Source organism: Paraburkholderia heleia NBRC 101817 (assembly GCF_000739775.1).
Lineage (GTDB): Bacteria > Pseudomonadota > Gammaproteobacteria > Burkholderiales > Burkholderiaceae > Paraburkholderia > Paraburkholderia heleia.
Map to the genome: position 1 here is coordinate 163,214 of NZ_BBJH01000012.1, position 20,763 is coordinate 183,976.

The 20,763-nt window shown below is 62.8% G+C and carries 13 protein-coding genes and 2 pseudogenes; 5 read left to right on the forward strand and 10 right to left on the reverse strand.

What is annotated here, in order from left to right:
* Window positions 1-86: 86 nt before the first annotated feature.
* A complete protein-coding gene (locus BHE01S_RS12815; protein ID WP_042264412.1) occupies window positions 87-2,375 on the forward strand; it encodes a xanthine dehydrogenase family protein molybdopterin-binding subunit in 2,289 nt (762 codons plus the stop codon).
* A 67-nt stretch (window positions 2,376-2,442) separates the two neighbouring features.
* Here BHE01S_RS12815 and BHE01S_RS12820 read toward each other — a convergent pair whose 3' ends face one another.
* A complete protein-coding gene (locus BHE01S_RS12820; protein WP_042264596.1) occupies window positions 2,443-2,886 on the reverse strand; it encodes a MarR family winged helix-turn-helix transcriptional regulator in 444 nt (147 codons plus the stop codon).
* 566 nt (window positions 2,887-3,452) lie between these two features.
* Here BHE01S_RS12820 and BHE01S_RS12825 point away from each other — a divergent pair.
* Entirely contained in the window at window positions 3,453-4,763 is a 1,311-nt protein-coding gene (locus tag BHE01S_RS12825) for an MFS transporter (protein ID WP_042264413.1), read from the forward strand.
* Window positions 4,764-5,031: 268 nt separating this feature from the next.
* Here BHE01S_RS12825 and BHE01S_RS39975 read toward each other — a convergent pair.
* The 4 genes and pseudogenes from BHE01S_RS39975 to BHE01S_RS12845 all read right to left on the reverse strand — a co-directional run.
* Window positions 5,032-6,388: pseudogene (locus BHE01S_RS39975) on the reverse strand (Tn3 family transposase); the annotation flags it as partial.
* Window positions 6,389-6,445: 57 nt separating this feature from the next.
* Window positions 6,446-7,152, reverse strand: a pseudogene (locus tag BHE01S_RS12835) (IS6 family transposase).
* A gap of 188 nt (window positions 7,153-7,340) precedes the next feature.
* Complete coding sequence (locus tag BHE01S_RS12840) at window positions 7,341-8,516, reverse strand: porin (RefSeq protein ID WP_042264418.1); 1,176 nt, start codon at window positions 8,514-8,516, stop codon at window positions 7,341-7,343.
* A gap of 85 nt (window positions 8,517-8,601) precedes the next feature.
* On the reverse strand, window positions 8,602-9,969 hold the full coding sequence (locus BHE01S_RS12845) for an MFS transporter (protein ID WP_042264420.1): 1,368 nt from the start codon (window positions 9,967-9,969) through the stop codon (window positions 8,602-8,604).
* Between the two features lie 464 nt (window positions 9,970-10,433).
* Between BHE01S_RS12845 and BHE01S_RS12850 the strand changes: the two genes are divergently transcribed.
* On the forward strand, window positions 10,434-11,339 hold the full coding sequence (locus BHE01S_RS12850) for a helix-turn-helix domain-containing protein (protein WP_042264423.1): 906 nt from the start codon (window positions 10,434-10,436) through the stop codon (window positions 11,337-11,339).
* Between the two features lie 37 nt (window positions 11,340-11,376).
* Here the strand turns inward: BHE01S_RS12850 and BHE01S_RS12855 are convergent, their stop codons facing one another.
* The 3 genes from BHE01S_RS12855 to BHE01S_RS12865 are packed head-to-tail and all read right to left on the reverse strand — an operon-like array spanning window position 11,377 to window position 14,322.
* The gene (locus BHE01S_RS12855) at window positions 11,377-11,724 is read right to left on the reverse strand and encodes an NIPSNAP family protein (protein WP_042264425.1); all 348 of its coding nucleotides are present in this window, start codon (window positions 11,722-11,724) and stop codon (window positions 11,377-11,379) included.
* Window positions 11,721-13,442 (reverse strand): FAD-dependent oxidoreductase, encoded by a 1,722-nt coding sequence (locus BHE01S_RS12860; RefSeq protein ID WP_042264426.1) that lies wholly within the window; start codon window positions 13,440-13,442, stop codon window positions 11,721-11,723. Before BHE01S_RS12860 ends, BHE01S_RS12855 begins: the two co-directional genes overlap by 4 nt.
* 34 nt (window positions 13,443-13,476) lie before the next feature.
* Complete coding sequence (locus tag BHE01S_RS12865) at window positions 13,477-14,322, reverse strand: SDR family NAD(P)-dependent oxidoreductase (protein ID WP_042264429.1); 846 nt, start codon at window positions 14,320-14,322, stop codon at window positions 13,477-13,479.
* 124 nt (window positions 14,323-14,446) lie between these two features.
* On the opposite strand from BHE01S_RS12865, the gene BHE01S_RS12870 reads away from it, so the two are divergent.
* Window positions 14,447-15,379: a helix-turn-helix domain-containing protein gene (locus BHE01S_RS12870; RefSeq protein WP_042264431.1), complete on the forward strand. Its 933-nt coding sequence runs from the start codon at window positions 14,447-14,449 to the stop codon at window positions 15,377-15,379.
* Between the two features lie 21 nt (window positions 15,380-15,400).
* On the opposite strand, the gene benC is transcribed toward BHE01S_RS12870, so the two are convergent.
* Window positions 15,401-18,190 carry a benzoate 1,2-dioxygenase electron transfer component BenC gene (gene benC / locus BHE01S_RS12875; protein WP_042264432.1) on the reverse strand — a complete coding sequence of 930 codons (2,790 nt, stop codon included), beginning with the start codon at window positions 18,188-18,190 and terminating at the stop codon, window positions 15,401-15,403.
* Window positions 18,191-18,973: 783 nt separating this feature from the next.
* Between benC and BHE01S_RS12880 the strand changes: the two genes are divergently transcribed.
* Entirely contained in the window at window positions 18,974-19,627 is a 654-nt protein-coding gene (locus BHE01S_RS12880) for a glutathione S-transferase family protein (protein ID WP_042264598.1), read from the forward strand.
* Window positions 19,628-19,953: 326 nt separating this feature from the next.
* On the opposite strand, the gene BHE01S_RS12885 is transcribed toward BHE01S_RS12880, so the two are convergent.
* Window positions 19,954-20,703: an SDR family NAD(P)-dependent oxidoreductase gene (locus BHE01S_RS12885; RefSeq protein ID WP_042264434.1), complete on the reverse strand. Its 750-nt coding sequence runs from the start codon at window positions 20,701-20,703 to the stop codon at window positions 19,954-19,956.
* Window positions 20,704-20,763 lie beyond the last annotated feature (60 nt).

A 20,763-nucleotide genomic window follows, 5' to 3' on the forward strand; every position in this document is an offset into this window, starting at 1 on the left:
GAGTCTTCGTGCATGGCCCGCACGTGGCCAATTGCCCGCAGCCGACCCGGACGGCGCCCGCCGCGCCCCCACAGGAATTCTCTGCCGTGAACCGCTCCGAACTGCTCGTGCGCGAGGGCTGCCTCACCGTCGTGCGCCAGCCCGCCCCGCCCTTCAAGCCCGCACCCGGCCAGCCGGGAAGCCTCTCGTCGTTCGTCCCCGCCGTAGCCGAGGTGTTCGTCGCCGTGCTCGACGACGGCCGCCTGCTCGCGTTCAACGGCCACGTCGATCTGGGCACGGGCATCCGCACCTCGCTTGCGCAGATCGTCGCCGAAGAACTCGACGTGCCGGCCGCGCGTGTGGCGATGCAACTGGGCCACACGGCCGCCACGCCGAATCAGGGGCCGACCATCGCGAGCGCCTCGATCCAGATTTCCGCGACGCCGCTGCGCTGCGCGGCGGCCCAGGTGCGGCTCGCGCTGCTGCAACTCGCCGCCGAGCGCTTCGGCGTGGAGGCGCAGGCGCTCGCGACCGACAACGCCGAAGTGTTTTTCGCCGATGCCCAGACTTCCGGCGACACGCGCCGCGTGAGCTTCGCGGAACTGGTCACGGGCCGGCGTATCGCGCTCGATCTCGACCTCAAGACGCCGGTGAAAGATCCATCGACGTATCGCGTGATCGGCAAGTCCTCGCCGCGCGTCGACATTCCAGCGAAGGCGACCGGCCAGCTCACCTTCGTCCACGACATGCGCGTGCCGGGCATGCTGCACGCGCGCGTAGTGAGGCCGCCCTACACCGGCATCGACAGCGGTGCGTTCGTCGGCCGTCTGCTCGACGCAGTCGATCGCGATTCCGTCGCGCACGTGCCGGGCTTGCGCGCCGTGGTCGTGCTCGGCGACTTCATCGGCGTGGTGTGCGAGCGCGAAGAACAGGCGATGCGCGCGGCGCGCGAGTTGCGCGTGAAGTGGAAGCCGCTGCCCGCGCTGCCCTCGCTCGAGGATCCCGGCGCGGCCATCAAGGCCGCCCCCGCGCAGCGCCGCCCGCTGCTCGAAGAGGGCGACGTTGTGGCCGCGCGCGAGGCGCCGGACACGCGGACGATCTCGCGCACCTACGTGTGGCCGTTTCAGATGCACGGCTCGATCGGGCCGTCGTGCGCACTCGCCGACTATCGCGAGGCAGGCGCGGGCCGCATCACCGTCTGGTCAGGCACGCAGAATCCGGTCTCGCTGCGCTACGACCTCGCGACGCTCGTGGGCCGCGATGAAGCCGACATCGACATCGTGCGCATGGAGGCGGCGGGCTGCTACGGCCGTAATTGCGCCGACGATGTCTGCGGCGACGCGCTCCTGCTTTCGCGCGCCGTGGGTGCGCCCGTGCGCGTGCAGCTTACGCGCGGCGACGAGCACGCATGGGAGCCGAAAGGCACGGGCCAGGTGGTGGATGTGACCGGCACCGTAACGCGCGATGGCCGCATGACGGGCTACGACTTTGTCGCTCGCTATCCGTCCAACGACGCGCCGCTGCTCGCGTCCCTGCTTACGGGCGCGGTCGCGAGCGAGCCGCGCATCTTCGAAATGGGCGACCGCACGGCGGTCTCGCCCTACGTGAGCGCGAACCGCCGCTTCGCTTGCGAGGATCTCGCGCCGCTGGTGCGCGCGTCGTGGCTGCGCGGCGTCTCGGCGCTGCCCAACTCCTTCGCACACGATTCGTTCGCCGACGAACTCGCGGCGGTGAGTGGCGTCGATGCGCTCGAATTCCGCCTGCGCCATCTCGACGACACGCGTGCCGCCGAACTGCTCGAAGCCGTGGCGCAACGCGCAGGCTGGAAAGCGCGCACACCGCGCAGCGCGCCGTTGCGCGGCGGCGAACGCTATGCGCGCGGTCGCGGCATGGCGTACGCGCGCTACGTGCACAGCCGCTTTCCGGGCTTCGGTGCGGCGTGGTCCGCATGGGTTGCCGACGTGGTGGTCGACCGGGTGACGGGCGAGGTGCGCGTGGAGCGCGTCACCGTGGGGCAGGACACGGGCACGATGATCAATCCGGATGGCGTGCGCCATCAGATCCACGGCAACGTGATCCAGGTGCTGAGCCGCTCGCTGAAAGAGCGCGTGCGCTTCGCCGACGGCAAGGTGGCCAGCCGCGAATGGGGCAGCTATCCGATTCTGACCTTCCCCGAATTGCCCGCCGTGGACGTGGTACTGATGCCGCGCCAGGGCGAGCCTCCATTGGGCGCGGGCGAATCGGCCTCGGTGCCGGGGCCCGCCGCGCTGGCAAACGCGATTTACGACGCGACGGGTGTGCGCTTCTGCGCCCCGCCCTTCACGCCGGACACGATTCGTGCAGGGCTGCGCGAGGCAGGCGTGCTGCTGGAAGCAAAGCACGCGGCGCCTGCCTAAGCGGCGTTTTAAGTGGTTTTTCTACTGAGGATTCAACCGCAACAGCGAGAACGACGCCTCGTGACGCTCACTCGCTGTCCGATTCCATCATCTTGCGCAGCAGGAACAGCAGCCCCACGCGCTCGCCTGCGTTGAGCGTGCCGTAGGTACGCTCGGTGACCTGCTTCGCGAATGGCACCGTGCGTTCGATCAGCGCGATGCCGGCAGGCGTGGTGCGCACGAGCAGCTTGCGGCCGTCGGTGGGGTCGGGCAGGACTTCGATGAGCGCGCGGGTTTTCAGCCGCTCGACCACGCCGCGGATCGTGGCCTGGTCGATCGCCGTGGCCTTGACGATGTCGTTGAGCGAGCAGCCCTGGGTCTCCTTCACGGCGCAGAGCGTGACGAACTGGGCGGCCGTGAGGTCGGAGTCGGGAATCGCTTCCTGAAAGATGGAGGCGTGACGCTGATAGGCGCGGCGCAGCAGATGGCCCACCTGATCGTGGAAGTCGTAAGAGTCCTTGTGCGACGGCATGAACGTGCAGCCCTGACGGGCCTTGATGAAGAAAAATATAGTGTACACCGTCGAGATAGCCGGACAGCACGCGAGCGTCGAGAAGACTTGTATAAGGTCAACCCGGACGTTCTGAAGACGACTTCACGTACAGACGCACGGAGCCATTTTCGCAGCGCTACGTTGCGGGACCATTACGTTTTGCCATCGCCCTGCCGCAGCGCCGCCACCGCCCGTGTACGCACACAAAGCCCTCGGCAGCACCCAACGGGCGTGCAGGCAGCCCCTTTAAACGTTCCAGTGACGACACGGCATATTTGAGCGCATACGCACAAATATCGTGCTTGCCGGCACCATTTCGCGGCATTCCTGGCAGGCAGTCTCCACGAAAAATACACCTGAATTATCAGCGCTATTGCGCTTTTAGGCACGCACATGCGAAAACCCTCGATGTTTTCTTCGTCCAGGTATTTTAGAGCGTATACACTTGTATTTTGACGTGCTATACATGCACATGTGAGCGCTCGATGTGTGCACGCATCGGACGGCGAACCTCAATCCGACTTGTCCCAACTGGGAGTCCATCTATGTCAACCGTGCAATCCGGCAGCGCCGCCCTTTCCCCTGCCGGCGCGCAACACGGCGAGCTATACCGCAAGGTCACGTTCCGCCTGATCACCATCTTTTGTCTGTGTTATTTCGCAGCGTATCTGGACCGGATCAACATCGGCCTCGCGAAGCTGCAAATGCTCGACGCGCTCAAGTTCAGCGACACCATCTACGGCCTGGGCGCGGGCCTGTTCTTCGCCGGCTACATTCTGTTCGAAGTGCCAAGCAATCTGATCCTGCAGCGCGTAGGTGCGAAGCTGTGGATCGCGCGGATCATGATCACGTGGGGCATCCTCTCGGGCGCGACCCTGTTCGTGACCACGCCGATGCAGTTCTATATCGTGCGCTTCCTGCTGGGGGTGGCCGAGGCCGGCTTCCTGCCGGGCGTGCTGCTCTATCTCACGCAGTGGTATCCCGACGCGCGACGCGCGCGCATCGTCGCGCTCTTCATGGTTGGCCTGCCGCTCTCCAGCATGATCGGCAGCCCGATCTCCGGCTGGATCATGCGCTTCTTCGACGGCGCGCACGGCCTTGGCGGCTGGCAATGGCTGTTCCTGATTGAAGCGTTGCCGTCGATCCTGCTCGGCTTCGCGATCCTGCGCTGGCTGCCGAACAGCATCGAGTCGGCGCCGTGGCTCGACGCGCACGAAAAGAAGACGCTGCGCGCCAATCTCGACGCCGACCCGGCCGGCAGCAAGAGCCATGCGCTCGGCAAGGCGTTTGTCGATCCGAAAGTGTGGGCGCTCGGCCTGATCGATCTGTGCGTGCTGCTCGGCCTCTACGCCGTGAGCTTCTGGCTGCCGTCGATTCTGCGCGATACCGGTGTCAAGGATGCCTATACGATCGGCTGGCTGATGGCCGTGCCCAACGCCGTCGCCGTGATCGGCACGCTCTGGTGCGGCGCGAGTTCGGACCGCCAGCGCGAGCGCCGCTGGCATATCGTCGTGCCGTTCCTCGTCGCCGCGGTGGCGCTCGCCGTGGCCGCCAGCGGCACGCATGGCACGCTCTCCACGGTGATCCTGTTCTCGCTCGTCAACGCAGGGGTGGCAGCGGCGATGCCGGTGGTGTGGTCGCTGCCCTCGACCTTCCTCAAAGGCTCCGCGGCGGCGGGCGGCATCGCGTTCGCTTGTTCGATTGCGAATCTCGGCGGCTTCGGCAGCACGTATTTCATCGGCTGGCTGCGCGATACGTTCCACTCGCAAAGCGCGGGCCTTTATGGATTCGCGGTGTGCATGGTGATCGGAAGCGCGTTGGCGCTATCGTATCCGAAGAGGGTGGTTAACCGCTGATTTTCACGGCACGCGGGAAAGGCGCTCGCCAGGCGCCTTTGCCTTAATTTTCGCAGTTCACCGTGCTCGCTTCGGGCTAATCGTCCTTTTCGTGCTAAATCTGGCGCTTGTGTCCGACTGCGTCTGATAGGCGAGCGGGTGATTGAGTACCGCTAGCAAATCCTCGCCATGCGCCACTGTTTGCGCGCACGTTCGTCGCAACTACTCCTTCGGAGACGAGTCGCGTTGTCCCGGTTCAACTCCGGCATGACGGCTTTACAGAACCGCTTCACGATCCGGCCACGCGTCGCCATGGCGCTGCGTCGAGCAGCATCTCGCGATAGCGGTCGATCGGAAAGCTCAACGTCCCGCGGAAATTGGCATGTGCGAAGTGTGCCGGCCCCATCCGCTGTAACCAGTCGTCGTCAACCCCTTGCCCCTTGCTTCGCCAACGATCAAGGGTTGCCTGGATGCGCTTGCGTACTCCACGCAATGACCAGGTTTGTCAGCAGCGTCAAAGAGTCCGATATCGCGATCATTTCGTCGCGGCGCCGTCCGCGCTCCGGCGCGATCTTGCCGGTATAGATTGCGCGCTGCAACTGATGGACCGATTCGCCGCGGTTGAGCAGCGTATGCATTCCTCGTCTGAATTCAATGTTGCTGAAGTAATCGCACCGGAAAAGCGTGCGCAGCAACCTGCCAAGGTGGTCTGCTGCCCGGTTACACCGGGTCGCACTGCGCCGCGCTGCCGAACCGCTGCAATGCGACCATTGCTCGCATGAGTCCCGCATGAATCGATGCGACGAGGCGCAGAAGTTCCTTGCAGCCCTCGCGAATCGCCTTGATGGAGATCTCGTAGGCGACGACCGGTGCCAGTCCCCTCGGGCGCAGCCACGCCTTTCTGCAGATGCGGTTGGCGTTCCGAGAGGTTGCGGAGACGCGGACAGAGATCAAAACCGAGCAGCTTCGACACCGCCATGCCTACGTTCGTGTATCCATGCGTGTCTACTGAAAGTCGCAACAGTCCGTCGTCGTCGCGGATCGACCCGCGCATAATAGAGGTGCGGTGACGTATCCAGGCTCATCGAGTCGCTCGAGGCCTGCCGTCCGGTACCCCAGAGTTCTGTAATCGATGCGTACTCTGGATTTCCACCACGCGATCGTTTGCACGCGGCAGCCAACCGGGCATCTCAAGGAAGCGCCGTCGAAACGTGCGCCGGATCCAGCTGCGGGATCATGGCGGCAACGCTTTTCGCATCCAGTTCCGTGCCATTGGCGATCGAGGCAGCGTACAGCGAGACGGGTTCGTTCGCATCGCACGCATTGCGTGACCGGAGCACTTCACTGAAGCCAGTGTGGGCATCCATCTCCATGATCATGTCGGCGATCTGTGCGGTGCCGATCTCACTGAATATCAGATCCCGCGTGCGTTTCGGCATGCCATCGGTCGGCAATGCCTCGATCGCTGACAGGTGCAGCGCGCCGTCGGTGCCGATCGTCACGCGGCCTGCGTCGTGCGCTTCCTCCAGCGCGGCCAGACCTGCCTTGAGGTGTTCCGTCAACCGTTCAAGGAACGGCTCCGCGGTTCCCGGCAATCCGAGCGACGACAGATATCGGTCGCGTTCGCTTTCCCACTGCCCCGGTGGAGGGTAATGTCGCGATGGCAGGGACGAGATGAGGTTGTCCCGATATAGAAAGAATTGCTATATAACCAGCGAGTAGAACCAATCAGCAGTAGTTTTGGGAATGCCATTGTCATGCATCTGCCCTTTGCGGATCATATGCATGACTTCGATGCCGCCGAGAATAATGCGCGCACACCCGAAGCTCTTGAAACCCATCATCGGACTGATTATGCGTTTGATGGCACGGTGATCCTGCTCGATGATGTTGTTCAGGTACTTGTTCTGTCGGATCTTGATCGGGGTGGCCCGCTCGGCATCGAGCGCTTCGAGTGCCGCCAGATTGGCGCCGCTCTTGTCCACGGTAATCGTTTCGGGCTCGCCATTCTGAAATAGCGAAGGGCAGCCGCCTTGTCTCGATGGGCTCGCAGCAGGAAGTCAAGCGTGTTGCCCTCCTTCTCGACTGCGCGGTACAAATATTTCCGTTGCCCTTTGACCTTGACGCAGGTTTCGTCCATACGCCAGCTCCTGCCCACCGGGCGCTTGTGCCGGCGAAACGCCTTCTCGAACAAGGGCACGACCTTGATGACCCAGCGGTGCACGCTGGAGTGATCGACCTCGATGCCCCTTTCGGCCATCATTTCCTCAAGGTTGAGCAGACTCAACGAATACGCCACATACCAGCGCACACACAGCAGAATCACGTCCAGCGGATAGTGCAGTCGCTTCAGTACCTTCTCAACGCCACTGGGCAGTGTCTTGTGCGGCGTCTTCGTCTTTACCATCATGCTCGTCAGGCTGTGCGGTCCGCGGATTCTACTCCATCCCGTTATTGCGACACAGCCCGTCGGACTGCCGTCCTGCAGAGTCATCAACACGAGCGAGCATCCCGGCGCAAAGTCACGTGCCCAGGCGACACCCTTGAGCGCGTGGCCGTTTGCCGGATGCAAGGGCCGCTTGTGCGTGGGGCGATGCGTCAGAACCTGTGGCGAATCGCGGCGCGCAGGAGCGCCTGACGGTTGTTCGACGAGTCGCCGGCATTGCCGACGTTGGCCACCGCAGGCGCACCCGTCGACGACGTACCGGCCGCGATCTGGTATGCGCCTTCGGCGTAGAGATCGGTTCGCTTCGAAAGAAAGTAATCACCCATCACGCTAACCTGGTTGAAATGCTGATTGCCGACGTTTGCGCCGCCCGATGTGCGAACATTGTTGCCCTTTGCGTAATCGTAAGCCGCGCCAAGACTGAACGCCGGCGTGACCGACCACTTGACACCCGCATCAACGTTATTGAACCGCGCACTCGCACCGCCCAGTGCCACGATATTGCCGTACTCGATGTTCGACCACGACGCGCCGATTTGCACCGACCCAATCGTGTACAGCCCGCCCGCTACCGCAACCTGATATGAATTCGCGCTTGCATAAGCCTTGTTCAGGATGCCGGTCAACTGCGTTCCGCTGCCGTTGCTCGTGAAGAAACCCTGGCCCGCGGAGGTCGCGGTCGGATTCTTGAAGTATAGGTAGGCGGCCGCCAGGGTCACCACTCCGTTGGAGTACGCCGCACCGGCCGAATAGCCGCCGTTGCCACTGATATTGCCGGGCTGCCCGCCCACGCTCCAGGTGGCGCCAAACGTGAGTCCATTGAGGTTGGGGCTCGCGTAACGAATCGCGTTGTTGGTGCGCAGCGAGTTCGCGGTGTTGTCGAAGTCACCTGGATGCTGGAAGACCTCGCTTGCCAGGTAGCCCTGAATCGTGACCGCTTGCGCATAGTTGACGACCGAATCGTACTGCCGCCCCAGCGTGAGGTCACCGAAGCGCCGGTTGCTCAAGCCCACAGCTGCCTGACGTCCGAACTGGAGCCCCCCTTGCCCTGCGGCGCCCGAATTCAGGTTCACACCGGATTCGAGCGTGAAGATCGCACGCGTGCCGCCACCCAGGTCCTCGGCACCCTTCATGCCCCAACGGCTGCCGTACATGCCATTGAGCGAGTCGAGGTACCACTTTTGCCCGCCTTTCGACGGTCCGGTGGCGACGTTGCTGTTGAACATGATGCCTTCATCCAGCACGCCATATAGCGTCAGACTACTTTGCGCCCAGGCCGCTGCACCGTACAGGCAAAGCGTGGCCAATGCGAGAAGCTTCTTTCTCATTTGCTGTTCTCCAAACCTGAATTATTTATTTGTATATCTAATTATCTGAACGGGAACTCACGACAGGAACGACTCGTGACCTTGGTTAGTGCATTGGCACGCTTTGTTGGGCGCGCGCTTGCGACGCGGTTGCGCCACGCCCGATCATCACGAGCAGCGCGCATGCGGATACCAACGCTGGCACGGTAAGCAGGCTGAAAACGGAGCCGATCTGCCAGCCAAAGCCCATCAGAGCCGCGCCGACCAGTGCCCCTGCGACTCCTCCTACGCGCCCCACGCCGAGCATCCAGGCAACGCCAGTCGCCCTCCCCTGCGTCGGATAAAACGCGGCGGCCAGCGCGGACATCGACGTGACTGCGCTCGTGACGAGCGTCCCGGTCAAGAAGATGAGCGAGCCGAGCCACAACTGGTGGCCGACACCGCGCCCGACCAGCAGAACCATGACTGCGGCGAGCACATACGTGGCCGCGATCACGCGATTGGCATTGAGCCGGTCCATGAACCAGCCGACGCACAGGTTGCCCAGCACGCCGCCAAGCGGGAAAAGCGAGGTCATCAGGGCTGCACGCGCTCCGGAGAAGCCCGTGTCGCGAAACAGCGTGGGCAGCCAGTTGGTGAGCAGGTAATAGATCAGCAGGCCCATGAAGTACGCGAGCCACAACATCAATGTCCCGAAGCGGTACTGTTGCGACAGGACGACGCGAATCGCCGATTCGCGCTTCGCGCTCACGCCGCCCTCAGGCGCCACGAAGCGGCAGCCATCGAACGCCGTGCCGGGGGCAATACGGCCGAGGATGCGGGCGATCTTCGCGTCCGCACGCTGACGAACCGCCATGAACTGAACGGACTCGGGCAAGAGCAGGATCAGCAGAACCGTAAGCAGGATCGGCCCGATACCGCCCGCGACCAGCACGCTTTGCCAGCCAAAATGCGGAATCAGCCACGCCGACGCGAATCCGCCGAGCGCAAGGCCGGTGGAAAAACCACAGAACATCGTGTTGACAACGACCGCGCGCACGCGCGTCGGCGCATATTCGGACATCAGCGTGACGGCGTTCGGCATGGCAGCGCCGAGGCCAAGCCCGGTACAGAAGCGCAGCACGGTCAGCGACTCGACCGTGCCGGCAAATGCCGCAGCAAGACTCCACAGGCCGAAGAAGGCGACGGAAAGCACCAGCACGGTCTTGCGTCCGAGCCGGTCCGCAAGCGGGCCGGCCAGCACCGCGCCGATGCCAAGTCCGACCAGCGCCGCGCTCATCACCGGACCGAGCGCGACGCGCGCAATGCCCCACTGCTGCACGAGCGACGGCGCGATGAAGCCGATGGCTGCCGTGTCGTAGCCGTCTGCGGCGACCACGAGAAAGCACAGCACGAGAATGACCCACTGAAACGGGGAAAAGCGCTGGCCGTCAATGAAGGCCTGGGTATCGACTACGCGTTCGGAGGTCTTCATTGCCGCCCTCCAGCAACGTGATGGACGAGCGGGGGCAACGCGCCGGCGGGGCCGACGCGATCGAGCGTTTCCATTGCGATGTCTCCTGAGATTAATGTCGTTCTATCGCGGCGCCGTACCCGCGGGTGCGGGACGGCCGGTATCTGCAACGGCGCGCCGCAGCGCCGGGGCATAATAGGTTCGCTTTAGTGCTTGCGCGGCGTGAGCGCGACATGCGCGATGTCTTCCGCGCCCGCCGCTCCGCTCACCTGGCCCGCCAGATTCAGCCAGTCTGCGCTGCGCGGTCCTGTTTTATTAGTCGTCCGAATCTCTCCCATGAAAGGCATGCGTCAAAGCGTGCCCTGTGTCTCCAATGAAAAATCTTCGTCGATTCCGTCTGCCTGAAGTATAGGCAGACCGCATCGGCCGATCATGGACAAAACTATGGAAAAACAGGACAATCTGCACATGTGTGGGAAGGCGACATGAGGAAAATCCCTAGTTACGAGCTGTACGGTGAAGCATCGGCCGCGCGCCCGCCGTGGCACGATGCATTCAATTTCGAGTGGATTCCGGAGCGCAGCCGGCCGAACGACTGGAACATTCCGGCACACCGCCACGACGCGCTGCTGCAGTTCCTCTACATCCGCAGTGGCCAGGGTCACGTTGTCATCGAGAGCGAAAAAACACCGTTTAATCCGCCCTGCCTCGTGATCCTTCCTGCGCAGGTGGTACACGGTTTCGTGTTTTCGCCGGAAATCGACGGCCTTGTCGTCACGGCGGCGCAACGCGCGCTGGAGTCCATCGCGAAGTCCGTTTCTTCAACGCTCGTTTCGGTTCTGCAGCGCCCTGCGGTGATTCCGGTGAGCGGGCCAGCAGCCAGCGACGAAACGCTGATGCCGCTCTTTCATATGCTTGAGAAAGAGTTTCGCCGTGGCGCGGCTGGCTATACGGCAGCGGGCATGTCACTACTGATGGCACTTTTCGTACAGGCGGCACGGCTTGTTGACCATGCCAACGTGCCGGTGGCCGCGCTCGCCGCGCGGCGCAGCCAGCAAATCAGACGTTTCCGCGAGCTGATCGCCCAACATTTCCGCGAGCATCGCCCGGTCGAGTTCTATGCAGCCGCGCTTGATGTCACCCCGCCGCAACTCGGACGTATCTGCCGCGAAGAACTCGGTTCGTCCCCCACCGCGCTGATCAACGACCATCTGATTCGCGAAGCGCAGCGCGATCTGGTCTACTCGGGCATGACCGTCAAGCAGATCGCACACAGCCTGGGATTCGAGGACAGCGCCTATTTCAGTCGCTACTTCCGCAAGCAGACAGGCGCGACGCCCCGCGAATTCCAGAGCTCTGCACATCGCGATCTGACATTGGGTCCGTCGTAGCGGGGTATGCGAAAAGAACTGATAGCAGCGCGTCGGCTTACTCTGCGACACTACCCAGTGAGGCGGCACGAATGAGCCGTGTCTCCTGTGCCGTGATCAGATGGCCCGATGCCTTGAGATAGGCCGGGAAATCCGGATGCGTATCGCGTGCGAGGCACCGTCGTTCGTAATCCGCAAGATCGTCATACCCCCACAGGTGAGTGAACTGGTTTTGCTGCCCCACGAGACTCGTCCAAAAGCCAAGCGGGTGCCCAAGGGTCTCGAGCAGGATCGGCATGGCGAGCCGGTCAAACACCTCGATGAACTCAGGCATCTTGCGCAGCGCGATAGTGTAGACCCGGAAATCCACGAGAGGCTTTGCCAGATACATGGGATTGCGGCTCATGCGTGCACCTTTTCCTTGCTGGTCGTGGCCTTGTTGGCGATGGCATTACCCGTGACATAGCCGAACGTCATGTTGGGCCCATGGGTGATACCCGCGCCCGGATAGTTGCCACCCATCACGCTGCGCCGGTCATTGCCGACCGCGTAAAGGCCCTCGATCTCACTGCCGTCTGCGCGCAACACCTCGCCGGTGACGCTGGTCCTGAGGCCGTCGAACGTGCCCAGATCGCCCATCACCACCTTCACCGCATAGAAGGGGCCGGTCGAAATCGGCGCAACGCAAGGATTGGGCCTGTTGTCCGGATCGGCGAGATAGCGGTTGAACGACGTGCGGCCGCGATGGAACGCCGGGTCTTCCCCGCGTACGGCATCGGCGTTGTAAGCACGAATCGTCTTCTCGAGCGTATCGGGAGCAATCCCACAATTGCGCGCCAGCTCGCCAATCGTCTCGCCCTTGACGAGGTAGCCTTTGCGCAGCATCGGCCCCACCGGCATCGGTGCCGGCTTGGCATAGCCCAGGCCATACTTGCCCAGCGCCACCTTATCGCAGATCAGCCACATCGCCGTCTCCCGTTCACCCTCGCAGGCTCGGATCAGCGCCGAGCCAACGTCGTGGTAGGAGTTCGATTCATTGGTGAAGCGACGACCGCTTCGTAGCACGCCGATCACGCCGGGCTTGTAGCGGTCGAGCAAATGCGGGAACACGCCCGTACGGCCACGGCCGAGGGGCACCTTCGACACAGGCATCCAGGCCGACGCATCCGGGAAGCCAAGCTGCACGGCACCCCCCACTTTCTCCGCCATTGTCAGCCCATCGCCCGTGTTGCCGACGGGCGTGGGCGAGAGATGCTCACCCCCACGCTTCACATGCGGATAGACCTGCGCAATACGCTTGAGATCGTGCGGGAAGCCGCCGCAGGCCAGCACGACGCCGTGCCGCGCGATGACACGAAGCTCACCGTCCGATGCGCTCGCGAGCACGCCGACTACGTTGCCCTGCATGCCCAGCAGTTCCTTCACAGGCGTCGAAGTGTGGATCGGAATGCCGATCGCCAACGCCGACTTCGCGAGCCTGGCAGCGAGCGCGTTGCCGCTCGTCACGTTGATCCCGCGGCGGTAAAGCGCCAGTTCCTTGATGTGCGTAGCTAAACGGCGGGCCACATAGCAGAACGAAGCAATCGATCTGGTCGCGCGAAAGAAGTGCTTGAGGTCCGCGTTCGAGGAATTGAACATCATCCCCATGAAGGTGATCGTCTCGAGCGGCGGCTTGAGGCGTTGCATGTCCTTGCCGAGCCCGCGAATATCATAGGGCGCGGCAAGGATCGAGCGGCCGATGTCCGCGCCGCCGGGCGCATCCGGATGATAGTCCGGATAGAGCGTGGGCACGAACTTCATCTCGGTCTCCCGCTCGAAGAACTCGACCATTTTCGGCCCGTTCTCGATAAAGCACTGGACTGCGGCGGCGTCGTAGTTGCCGCCCGCCTCGCTCATCATGTATTCTCGCACGCGCTCGACGGTGTCAGCCGGGTTCTGCTGTCGCCCATATTTGCTCAGCGGTATCCACAAGACCCCGCCCGACAGCGCGGTGGTACCACCGAACACGGGCTCCTTTTCGAGCACGACGACATCGAGGCCGTGCTTCTTTGCGGTGATCGCGGTTGCGAGGCCCGCGGCACCCGATCCGACCACGACCAGATCGCAGGTCATCTCCCTGGCCATATCCTCTCTCCTTTTCGTTATGGTGTGATGGCGCTCACGCGGCCGGGGTGACGTTAAAGCCGGGGCGCGGAACCATGTCCATCAGCATGCAATCGAGCCCGCCGTCGACGAGCACCTCGGCGCCATTGACGTAGGATGCCAGGTCAGAAGCGAGGAACATGGCCGGCCCGGCGAGGTCCTCCGGCTCGCCGATGCGGCGGCTCGCGGTAGCGGCGGCACGGCGAGCCTCGAAGCCAGGCTCCTCATAGAACTTCGCGGACAGCGCGGTGCGAATCATGCCGGGCAGCACGCAGTTGCTGCGCACGCCGCGCGGGCCCCACTCCGCCGCCAACTGCCGGGAAAGCAGCAGCACACCCGCCTTGCTCGGGCTATATGAACCGCTATTGGTCTGCGGATTGAGCGCCGCAATCGATGCAACGTGCACGATACTGCCCTTCCCAGCCGCCAGCATGTCGCGCCCGAACGCGCGGGCACACAGAAGATAGCCCGTGAGGTTCACGGCGATGGCCTGGTTCCAGTCTGCAATCGAGACCGTCTCGAGCGATCCGGCGCGTAGCAGTCCTGCATTGTTGACGAGCACGCTGACCGAACCGAGCACCACGCGAACCTCGTCAGCGGCTGCGGCAACCGATGCCTCTTCCGACACGTCGCAGGCGAAGGCCTGCGCCACGGCACCTGTCTCCCGCAGTTCGGCGGCAACATCTTGCGCGCCAGCAAGATTGCGGTCCACAAGCGCCACATGTGCTCCAACGCTGGCGAAAGCGCGCGCGATGCCTGCACCAATGCCGCTACCCGCGCCCGTGATCACGCAGACCTTGCCGTCGAGGTTCAGCCCGTAGGGGCCCGACGCGGCTGCGCGATTTTCAATTTGCTGTGCCATGTAATTACTTTCCCTGAAATTTTCCGTGCAATTACGCTTCCTGAAATCAGTATCGTCATTGAACGCCTCAAGCGCCTGTGGAACAATGGACAGAGACGACATATAACAGGACATACCGTGCATCATGGCCGATGACCAACAGCGCCGCCGGACCGTTCTGCATTACGCGCTCTATGGCGCTGAAGCCGGCCAATCCTGGGTCGACATGGTGCATTACGAGCCCATTTCACTGCGTGCCGGACGTTTCGACTTCGAGATCAAGCCGCACATCCACGACGCGCTGATCCAGGTGCTCTACGTCACCCGTGGGGGCGGAGAAACCTTCATCGACGGCAGGACGTGGGCGGTCGTTGCGCCCTGCCTGATTGTCGTGCCAGCGCACTCGGTCCACGGCTTTCACTTCCGCAGCGACATCGACGGTCACGTCATCACCGCGGCGCAGCCTGCGCTGGAATCGCTGGCGATGACCGCCGCGCCCGAGTTGCTGGAATTCATGCGCACGCCAACGGTGCTCACGGTCGATCCCGCCGTCGAGCGGGGCATGCCGCTGGATACGCTTTTTCAGTCGATCGGGCACGAGGCCGGGAGTCACGAGCGCTGGCAGTTCACCGCAGGCGCGGCACTGGCCATCGCCCTCTTCGTCAAGATCGGGCGCTTGAGCGAGAGCGCACAGCTTTCAGCCAGCACCGAGCAGCGGACAATGGCGTTGCGGATCGAACGTTTCCGTGCCCTGCTCGATCGCCATTGCCGTGAGCGGCGGCCAGTCGCCAGCTACGCGGACGAGATGGGTGTAACCAGCGGCCAGCTCTCCCGCATCTGCCGCGCCACCTTCGGGGTCTCGGCAAGCGAGGCCATCGACGCACGCTCGATCCATGAGGCCAAGCGGCTGCTCGGCTATTCGACGCTAAACGTGAAGCAGATCGCGAGTGAATTGGGGTTTCAGGACGAAGCCTATTTTGGGCGCTTTTTCCGCAAGCAAACGGGACTGCGGCCTACCGAATACCGCCTGGCGGCCCACGACCGATCCTTGCCGCCTGAAAAGGGAGGCGAGGACTGACCCGGCCGCCCCGCACCCGCTTCAGGCCGGCAATCCGCCCAGCTTGACGAACAGGTGCTCCGGCCCGGAGTTGGTGAGATTGTTGCCCCGCACATATTGGATCGGGTGTGCCTGATCGAGCGCAATGGCGCCAATCTTGCGGGCCAGAGCCTTCGTCGCGATCAGCGTCTCCAGCTTGGCGAGCGGCGCGCCAAGGCACTTGTGCATGCCGTTGCCGAAGCCCAGGTGGCCGCTGGAGTCGCGGTCGATGTCGAACGTCTCGCCGTCGGCAAACTTGCGGCTGTCACGGTTCGCAGCCGAGAGCAGCAATCGCACCACCGCGCCCTTGGGCAGATCGACGCCTGCGACCGTGGTGGCCTCGGTGGTGATGCGGCTCACGCGCTGTACGGTGCCACGATAGCGCGCCACCTCCTCGACGAAACGGTCGGCGTCGGCGGGGTTTGCGCGGATGCGTCCCAGCAGATGCGGCTGTTCGGCAAGCATGCGAAAAGCATTGGCGACAAGAATGGTCGTCGTGTCGTGCCCGGCGATGAAGACAAAAGCACACAGCTCCTTCGCTTCCTTTTCCGAAAGCAGACCGTCCTTCCACATGCGCGCGATATGTCCGCCGATCGACTGGCTGTCGGTGAGCGCAAGCCGCTCCATCGCTTCCTTCAGGTATGCGAAGAAAGCTCGCGCGCTCTGCTCGTCGGTGCCGGTTCCCGGCGCATTGCGGGCGAGACGCCCAAAGTAGCTAAAGGTCTCGTCCGACCAGAACTTCATCTTCTCCTCGTCCTCATTTGGCACGTCAATCATCGCGGAGATGGTCGAGATGCTCAGCGGGATAGCGAAATCGTTGACGACATCGCCGCCGCCTTTGGCGATCAACGCATCGAGCAGGTCCTCCGCCCTTTGCGCGATCTGCTCGATAAAGGGGTCGAGCGCCAGTGGCAGGAAGGAAGGCTGGACGATCTTGCGCAAGCGCGAATGGTCGGGCGCATCAAACAGCGTCAGGAACGTGAGCGGCGGCGGGCTAACGACCTCGGAGGAAAACAGCTTTGGATTGCGAATCGCCTGGTAGACGTCGTCATAACGCGAGAGGAACCACACGTCCGAAGTCGCCGACTGGCAACGCAGCACTGGCGCATGCTCGCGCATCCAGCGGTAGTGCTCATAAGGGTCGCCTTGCGAGCCGTCGTCGACCACCTTGAACGGTTCCAGCCCCTCGGGCCAGTCCAGTTCGTGTGAATAGGCCGCAAGCGTTTTGGCAGTGAACGGGCAAACCTGCGGCACGCTCTGCGGCACGACGATCGGGGGCGCGGGAGGCGGGGCGACCTTGGGTTGCGTCTTGCCCAGCGCGAGGCGCTCCAGCGCACGGCTCATCGTGGCCTTGGAATGGAGCGCATGCAGCGCGATCACGTCCCGTGCCTTGTTCAGGTCGCCCAGTTCGAAGGCGCCGACAATGTCCCGGTGCTGCTGGACGATATCGCCGACGATCTCGATCTGGTCGGTCAGCGCGCGCGCGATGAAGTCCTGCACGGCCAGCTGCCGGTAGAGCGCGATCAACTGGGCGTTTCCGGAGGCTTCGATCGTGAACAGGTGGAAGGCGTGGTTTGCCTCGATATAGCGCGCCGCATCGGTAAAGCGCCGCCCGGACACGAACGGCGCCGTCGCCTCGGCGAGCTGGCGGAAGCGGATCAACTGCTCGCTCGACAGCCGGCCCATGGTCAGCTGGGCTGCCCCCAGTTCGAGTGCCATGCGCAGGTCGAAGGCTTCATCGACATCAACGGGCGCGATGCGCTCCTCGGCAGTCTGGACTACGAGCCCGGTACCGGAGAACTTCTCATAGTAGAAATTGCGCGGCGTCAGCCCCTCGAACGAGAGGTAATCGCGCACCGCATCAACCATGGGCGGCGGGCCACAGAGATAGACATCCGCATCGCCGTCGTTGAGCTGGGATGGAATGATGTGATGCGTGACATAGCCCCTGTGGGGGTGGGCACTCTCGGGACTGGCGACGGTGCAGGCATAGGTGAAGTTCGGCATACGCTCTGCATAGGCTTCGAGCCGGTCGGTGCCGACCAGATCCTCGTCGGTGTTCACGCCGAGGATCATATGGATCGGGTAAGGACTACCGCCGTCCTCGACGATCTTGTCCAGCATCGAGAGGAACGGCGCGAGGCCCGTGCCACCCGCCAGAAACAGCACCGGGCGCTCGATGGGGCGCAGATAGAAGCTTCCCATCGGGCCGAGAAACTCGATTTCGTCCCCAGCTTTGGCGCTTTCGCACAGCCAGGTCGACATCGCCCCTTGGCCTACGTTGCGCACAAGGAAGGACAAATGCGGCTCGGACGGCCCCGAACTGAAGGAGTAGGACCGTGTTTGATCGGTTCCGGGCACGTGGATGTTGACGTACTGGCCAGGAAGGAAGCTAAGATCCGCGCGCTTCTCCAGTTCGACCGAGAAGGCAATCGTGCTGTTCGACGCGCGCTCGCAGGCGACGATCCGCCCCCTATGGGAGGCCGGGCCGGTGCCAGAGATATCGGAGTTCGTGCCGATCTGGATCACGCAGTCGGAACGCGGGCTCATCTGGCAGGTAAGCACCTTGCGCTCGCTCGCCTCCTCCGGGCTGAGCGCGTCGTCCACACAGTCGCCCAGCACGTATTCGCCGGATTCGCAGACCGCCTTGCAGGTACCGCACACACCGTCACGGCAATCGAGTGGAATATTGATCTTCGCGCGAATCGCGGCATCGGTGATGCGCTCTGCTTCCCCGCACTCGATAAAGCGGGTCGCGCCGTCCTCGAAACGGAGTGTGATCTGATGGGCCATGGCGGTGTCTCCTCTAGAGCCGCCCGAACCTGGCGCGCCATTGGCGGGATGCTCGGACGGGGTGGCGCGCGGTATTGGTATTTCTCGCAAGCGCCCGGTGGGTTTGATGCCGCCAATTTAGAGCCTGAGCCGCGTTCCCCTCAATGGACAGAGACGACGTTCACCCGGACAAAACGTGCATCACGATGGATACCGGGGCGCACACGATCCCACGCAAATAGCCAAGAAGCCAACCCATGCCTGGATTTCTGGTCGCTGAATCCGTACTGGTCGATGACCGTGATGATTCGCATTGGCGGCGGAAAAATGCAGGGGTTGCCCGAGCGGACGCCCTGTTGAGATTGCCTCTGGAGGAGTCGAGAATAAAAGCCCCGTATTGCGCGATGCCTGTCAGCGTGCGGCGGCTAGCGCGAACCGGGCGCCGCGTTCGTGTTCGTGGAGCGCCCTAGCCGCCTCGATCGAGGCGGCGGCGCACCCTCATAGACCTGCTTATTTCTGCGCCGACCTGCCCCGCCCCTTGGCGACACGTGCCTGAGCGGTTTCAGGAGCCGACGCCCCGCTCCGTTTGAAGAGTCGCGAGCTGAGCGTGGCTGCCCCCATGGATGCATGCCCAAGGACGATCGCTGCGCGCGATCGTGGGGCACTGGTCGGCCAGGAGCGGCCAGTCGACATCGGTGCGTAGATCGCCGACAATTGCCCGGCGTATATGCGCAACGGGCGCACGCGAATTACCGCAGCGTCATCATGCGTAAGACCATCGAAGACCCGCAATCGGCGTTAAACATGACCACCAAGAATCTGTTCTATTACCCCAGCAACGCAAGCATGGCTCCCCACATCGTTCTGGAAGAAATCGGTGAGTCTTTCGATTTAGTACTTGTCGATCGCACGCTAGATAAGCACAAGTCGGCAGACTATCTTCAACTGAATCCAAATGGACTGATTCCCGTATTGGTTGATGGCGACATGGTGTTGTATGAGACGGCTGCCATTTGCCTGCATTTGGCCGACACACATCCAGAAAGTGGGATGGTGCCCACACTGGCAACGCCGGGACGTGCGGAGTTTTACAAGTGGCTCATGTGGTTGACAAATACACTGCAAGCGGCATTGATTGTCTATTTCTATCCTGAGCGTTGGGTAGATGCCGACAACCCGCTGGGTGCGAACCAAGTGCAAGCTCATGCTGAATCGAAGATCAGTACCTTGCTTGACCAGTTGGAGTCGCAACTTCAATCGAGCGATGGCCCTTGGTTGCTGGGGGAGCAATACACGATCCTTGATCCCTACGTGTTCATGCTCTGCCGGTGGACAAGAGGTTTCACGAAACCCGCGCGCGCATGGCCACTCCTCGGACAGTATTTGCAACGGATGCTAGCGCGGCCTGCGGTCCAGCGTGTGATCGAAACGGAAGGGCTTGAGGCTCCATTGGTGTAATGCGAGGTGGCCTCGCCACCGATGAGTGACCGACCGCTTTCGAGAAGTTCGACAGACCGGTCCGGGTCGGGTTATGCCTCTTGCATGAAACGCGCCCCCGAAGTTATCGGCGCGTGCGGCCGCGGGGCACAATGCGTCCAGGAGCTGACTCCCGTCTTCCTGATTCGAGCGTCCGCAAGTCGCAGACAAACGGACGCACAGTGCTTCACGCCTGAAGGTAAAAAAACCGAAGCAACAACGACCCGACGGAGTCGCCAGACCTCGCCCGGTCGCAGCTGTAATCGGTGTACGTTCGGCGAGATCGGCGCGACAGTGCCATCATGCGCTCAAACGGCGAGTGAGCCGCCGTCCACGAAGAGTTCGACGCCCGCGATATAGCTGCTTTCGCTTGACGCCAGGAAGAGCACAGCGCGCGCGATCTCATCCGGTTGCGCGAGGCGGCCCAGCGGCACAACCTGCTTCAGCACGTCTTCAACGCCGGGGCGCGCGTCGAGGTAGGCACGCATCGGGCGTGTCTCGGTCCCGCTCGGCGAGACTACGTTGACGCGGATACCTCGTTCCTTCAGGTCGGTCGTCCAGCTTCGTGCGAACGAGCGCACTGCCGCCTTGCTCGCGTTGTAGAGTGACTGGCCGGGAAAGCCTTTGCTGCCAGCGACCGAGCCATTGAGGACGACAACGCCACCCAATGAAAGTAGAGGCAAGGCTTTCTGCACGGTGAAGAGCAGACCGCGCACATTAAGGCCGAAAAGGCGGTCGAAGCCTTCTTCGTCAATCGTGCCCAGCGGTCGCGGCTCGGTTTCGGAGACACCGGCGTTTGCGAAAACAACATCGAGCCTGCCGTGGTCGCGCTGGATGCGCTCATAGAGTCGGTCAAGGTCGGCGAGGTTGCTGGCGTCCCCCTGAACGCCAACGGCGCCGTGGCCGATTTCTTCGACTGCTTCGTCGAGTCGATCCTGCCTGCGACCGGTCACGTAGACCCGCGCGCCCTCGGCCGCGAAGTGCCTGGCGCTCGCAAGGCCGATGCCCTCGCTGCCGCCTGTGATTGCCACAATCTTGTTTTCGAATCGCTTTGTCATATTCGCCCCTGTTTAAGTGGAGTGTTGCTCCGCTTAGTATATGGAGGCATTATCCACTTA

Bases quoted from the DNA above. Each gene is read 5' to 3' on its own strand.
- BHE01S_RS12820 (WP_042264596.1), bottom strand. From the start codon at position 2,886: ATGCCGTCGCACAAGGACTCTTACGACTTCCACGATCAGGTGGGCCAT.
- BHE01S_RS12825 (WP_042264413.1), top strand. From the start codon at position 3,453: ATGTCAACCGTGCAATCCGGCAGCGCCGCCCTTTCCCCTGCCGGCGCG.
- BHE01S_RS12840 (WP_042264418.1), bottom strand. From the start codon at position 8,516: ATGAGAAAGAAGCTTCTCGCATTGGCCACGCTTTGCCTGTACGGTGCA.
- BHE01S_RS12845 (WP_042264420.1), bottom strand. From the start codon at position 9,969: ATGAAGACCTCCGAACGCGTAGTCGATACCCAGGCCTTCATTGACGGC.
- BHE01S_RS12850 (WP_042264423.1), top strand. From the start codon at position 10,434: ATGAGGAAAATCCCTAGTTACGAGCTGTACGGTGAAGCATCGGCCGCG.
- BHE01S_RS12855 (WP_042264425.1), bottom strand. From the start codon at position 11,724: ATGAGCCGCAATCCCATGTATCTGGCAAAGCCTCTCGTGGATTTCCGG.
- BHE01S_RS12860 (WP_042264426.1), bottom strand. From the start codon at position 13,442: ATGGCCAGGGAGATGACCTGCGATCTGGTCGTGGTCGGATCGGGTGCC.
- BHE01S_RS12865 (WP_042264429.1), bottom strand. From the start codon at position 14,322: ATGGCACAGCAAATTGAAAATCGCGCAGCCGCGTCGGGCCCCTACGGG.
- BHE01S_RS12870 (WP_042264431.1), top strand. From the start codon at position 14,447: ATGGCCGATGACCAACAGCGCCGCCGGACCGTTCTGCATTACGCGCTC.
- benC (WP_042264432.1), bottom strand. From the start codon at position 18,190: ATGGCCCATCAGATCACACTCCGTTTCGAGGACGGCGCGACCCGCTTT.
- BHE01S_RS12880 (WP_042264598.1), top strand. From the start codon at position 18,974: ATGACCACCAAGAATCTGTTCTATTACCCCAGCAACGCAAGCATGGCT.
- BHE01S_RS12885 (WP_042264434.1), bottom strand. From the start codon at position 20,703: ATGACAAAGCGATTCGAAAACAAGATTGTGGCAATCACAGGCGGCAGC.